Consider the following 4,009-nt stretch of genomic DNA (forward strand, 5'->3'; position numbering starts at 1 on the left):
CGGTCGCGGCCGGCGGGCGGAACTTGAGGATGCGGAAGTCCATCTCCGCCACGACCTCGTCGCCGACCCGCCAGTAGTTGCGGGTGGTGAAGAACCATCCCTCCCCGAGGCCCGTGGTCTTGGGGCCGACCACGTCGAGCAGGACGGACTCGATGGTCACCTCCTCTCCCGGGCGGGTGTAGCGGTGGTAGGTCGAGTCGCAGTTGGTGGCCACCACGGAGGTGTAGCCCTCCGCGTCGAGGATGTCGGTCATGCGGCCCAGCGGGTCGTCGGCCTCGCGGGTCCTGCCGAGCCCCCGCATGGTCCAGACCTGCGCCATCGCGGGCGGGGCCACCGGACCGTCGTGACCGGCCGCGCGGGCCGCGGCCTCGTCGGTGTAGATCGGGTTGACGTCCCCGATCGCCTCGGTCCAGTTGCGGATCATCGGCGTGTTGATGGGATCGCGGCCCGCGCGGCGCGCGCTGCCGCCGGAGGCGCGGACCTCCTCGGCGGCGGCCAGGATGCGGGCGGCCTGCTCGTCACTCATGAGTGCCTTCTCGTTCGGTCGTGGGCGGGCTGACGGGGGGTCGGGTCAGCGGGCGGTGCGGGGCATGCCGAGTCCGCCCATGCAGGTCAGTTCGCGCATCACCTCGTTGACCCCGCCCCCGAAGGTGATCACGACGTTGCGCTTGTTCATCATGTCGAACCACCGCTGGAGTCTGGCGGTGTCGGGATCGGTGGGGTCGCCGAAGCGCCCGAGCAGCTCCTCGATGACCCGGCCGACGTGCTGGATCTTCTCGGTGGAGAACACCTTGGACGCCGCCGAGTCCCCCATCGACGGGTTCTCCCCGGCCGAGGAGACCTGCCAGTTGAGCAGTTCGTTGAGCCGGACGAACGCGAAGATCTCGGCGAGCCCGCGCCGCACCTCGGGCCGGTCCAGGTGACGGACCCCGTCGGCGCCGGTGCCCCGGGCCCAGCCGACCAGCTCGTCGTAGTACCCGCCCGGTCGGCCGGACGGGGCCAGCATCACGCGCTCGTGGTTGAGCTGGGTGGTGAGCATCTTCCATCCGCCGTCGACCTCGCCGACCACCATGTCCGCCGGGACGCGCACATCCGAGTAGTACGTGGCGTTGACGTGGTGGGCGCCGTCGCAGGTGATGATCGGGGTGAACGAGAAGCCCGGGTCGGAGGTGTCGACGATGAAGATGGTCAGACCGCGGTGCCGCGAGTCCGGGGTGCCGGTCCGCGCGGCCAGCCAGATGTAGTCGGCGTGGTGGCCGCCGGTGGTCCACATCTTCTGCCCGTTGATGATCCAGTCACCGGTGGCCACGTCCCGCCTGGCGGTGGTCCGCAGCGCCGCGAGGTCGGTGCCCGCGTCGGGCTCGGAGTAGCCGATCGCGAAGTGGATCGAGCCGTCGAGGATCCCGGGCAGGAACCTCTCCTTCTGCAGCTCGGTGCCGTACTTCTGCAGGGTCGGCCCCACGGTCTGCAGTGTGACCGAGGGCAGCGGGACGTCGGCGCGGGTGGCCTCGTTGGTGAAGATCAGCTGTTCGATGTGGCCGAATCCCTTGCCGCCGAACTCGGTGGGCCACCCCACGCCCAGCCACCCGTCCCGGCCCATGCGGGTGATGATCTCCGCGTAGGTGTCGCCGTGGCGGGTGGTGGCGATGTCCGCCGCCTCCTCGGGCGAGATGAGCGTGGAGAAGTACTCGCGGAGCTCGGCCTGCAGCGCCCGCTGCTCCCCGGTGAGGTCGATGAAGGTGCCCTCCGGCGCCGCACCGGCGTCGGCGTCGGTGGAGGCGGGCGCCACGTGCTCGACGGGGTCGGACGCCACCGCCGACGCGAGGTCGTCAAGGTGCAGCTGCGCGCCGCCGACGAAGCGGGCCAGGTCCTTGACGGCCGAGGAGTACCGGAACATGGGGTAGGTGATGTCCACCCCGACCCCGCCGTGCAGGTGGTGCAGGATCTGCACCGCACGCGGTCCCTCGGTGGCCAGCCAGTAGGCACCGATCGTCGGGTCGGTGGCGTACCGGTCGGCCGGGCCGGTGAGTCCCTCCGAGACCCGCCAGGTCACCGACTGGGAGATCACGTGCAGCGTGCGCGAGATGATGTACACGTCGGCCAGCTCCTGCTGGACCGCCTGGAACGAGCCGAGCGGCTTACCGAACTGCACACGCTGCTTGAGGTAGTCGGCGGTCATGTCCAACGCGCCCGAGACCAGGCCGTCACCGTGGGCGATGCACGCCGACAGGACGAGCCGTCGGAACTCGTCGAGGACCGATCCGTCCCCCGGGCCGCGGAGCACGGCGTCGTCGTCGACCGGCGTCGCGTCGAACCGCATCGCGTACTCCGGCACGCCGAGCGACCCGAGGGTCGGGGTCAGGGTGACCCCGGGGGCGTCGGGGGCGACGACGACGAGGACGGGGGCTCCCCCGGCCGTGGACACCGGCACCAGGACGGACCGGGCCTGGGCCGCGTAGCGGACCGCGGTGACGGTGCCCGTGATCGTCCCGCCGTCGAGGCGCACGGTGGGCTGGAGCGGGAGCGGGCTGCCGGGTTCGGCGAGGGCGGCGGTGAGGATGCGACCGTCCTCGATCCCCTCGAGGAGCGCCTCCTGCTGGTCCGCGGTGCCGAGGGCGACGATCGGCAGGACACCGAAGCCGAGGGTCTCCAGAGCGGGGATCACCACCCCGGACCGGCCGACCTCCTCGAGGACCACGGCGATGTCGGCCACCGAGAGGTCGTCGCCACCGAGCGCCGCGGGCAGGCCCAGCGAGAGCAGGCCCGATCCGGCGAACGCCGACCACAGTCGCTCGTCGTATCCGGCGTCGGCGACACCGCGACTGGGCAGGGCGGTGAGCAGCTCATCGGCCGGGGCGGCCGTGGTGAGCGCCCCGGCCACGGCCTCGGCGACGGCGACCTGGGTCTCGGTACGGGTGAAGTCCACGTCAGATCAGTCCTTAGTCGGGAGAGGGTCGGGCACGGGTTCGATCAGTCCCTGGGCAGGCCGAGGATGCGTTCCCCGACCACGTTGAGCAGCACCTGCTCCGTGCCGCCGGCGATGGACAGGCAGCGCACCATGAGGAACTTGCGCCCCTGCTCGGTGAACTCGACCCCGCCGGTGCCGGTGAGCTCGAGTCCGAACTCGGCGATGTCCTGGCGGTGGCGTACGCCCACGATCTTGCGGACGGACGACTCGGCGCCCGGGCCGGAGCCGGAGAGGGTCCGCAGGGCGGTGCGCAGGTCGAGCAGACTCCCCACCACGCCGTCGGCCACGTGCTTGCCGAGCTCGTCCAGCACCAGGGCGTCGTCCTCCGCCCCCGCCGCGCGGATGAGGCCGACGATCTCCTCGGCGGCGTCGCCGAGCGAGGAACCGCCGCCCATGGCCACTCGCTCGTTGGCCAGGGTCGTGCGGGCGATCTTCCAGCCGTCGTTCACCTGGCCGACCTGGAACTCGTCGGGGACGAACAGGTCCTCGAGGTAGACCTCGTTGAACAGGGCCTCGCCGGTGATCTCGCGCAGCGGCCTGGTCCGGATGCCCTCGGACTTCATGTCCACGAGGAAGTAGGTGATGCCCTTGTGCTTGGGGGCGTCGGGATCGGTGCGGGCCAGGCACATGGCCCAGTCGGCCTCGCGCGCCAGGGACGTCCACACCTTCTGGCCGTTGATCCTCCACCCGCCGTCGACCTTCTCGGCGGTCGCGCGCAGCGCGGCGAGATCGGAGCCGGCGCCGGGCTCGGAGAAGAGCTGACACCACTTGATCTCGCCGGCCATGGTGCCGCGGACCAGCCGGTCGGCGTGCTCGGGCGCGGCCTGCAGGATGGTCGGCACGGCCCACCCGCCGATGGTGATGTTGTGGCGGCTCACGCCCGCTGCCTCGAGCTCCTCGTCGATGAGGAGCTGCTCGGCGGGCGAGGCGCCCAGTCCCCACGGCTCGGGCAGGTGCGGCATGAACAGGCCCGTGTCGGCCAGGGCCCGCTTGCGCTCGTCACCGGACACCGCGGCGACCTTCGCCACGAGGGTCCTGATC

The 4,009-nt window shown here is 71.5% G+C and carries 3 protein-coding genes and 1 pseudogene; all 4 read right to left on the reverse strand.

Annotated features, from left to right (window positions below; translation table 11 throughout):
• Window positions 1-526, reverse strand: a 526-nt coding sequence (locus tag G6031_RS13745) for a MaoC family dehydratase N-terminal domain-containing protein (RefSeq protein WP_182653560.1), incomplete at its 3' end; no start/stop codon positions are given.
• Between the two features lie 45 nt (window positions 527-571).
• Window positions 572-1,789 carry an acyl-CoA dehydrogenase family protein gene (locus G6031_RS19230; RefSeq protein WP_347238501.1) on the reverse strand — a complete coding sequence of 406 codons (1,218 nt, stop codon included), beginning with the start codon at window positions 1,787-1,789 and terminating at the stop codon, window positions 572-574.
• A 42-nt stretch (window positions 1,790-1,831) separates the two neighbouring features.
• A pseudogene (locus G6031_RS19235) lies at window positions 1,832-2,926 on the reverse strand (acyl-CoA dehydrogenase family protein); the annotation flags it as partial.
• A gap of 44 nt (window positions 2,927-2,970) precedes the next feature.
• Window positions 2,971-4,009, reverse strand: a 1,039-nt coding sequence (locus G6031_RS13755; RefSeq protein WP_182653562.1) for an acyl-CoA dehydrogenase family protein, incomplete at its 5' end; no start/stop codon positions are given.

Origin of the sequence: Dietzia sp. CQ4 (assembly GCF_014145125.1) — a bacterium.
Lineage (GTDB): Bacteria > Actinomycetota > Actinomycetes > Mycobacteriales > Mycobacteriaceae > Dietzia > Dietzia natronolimnaea.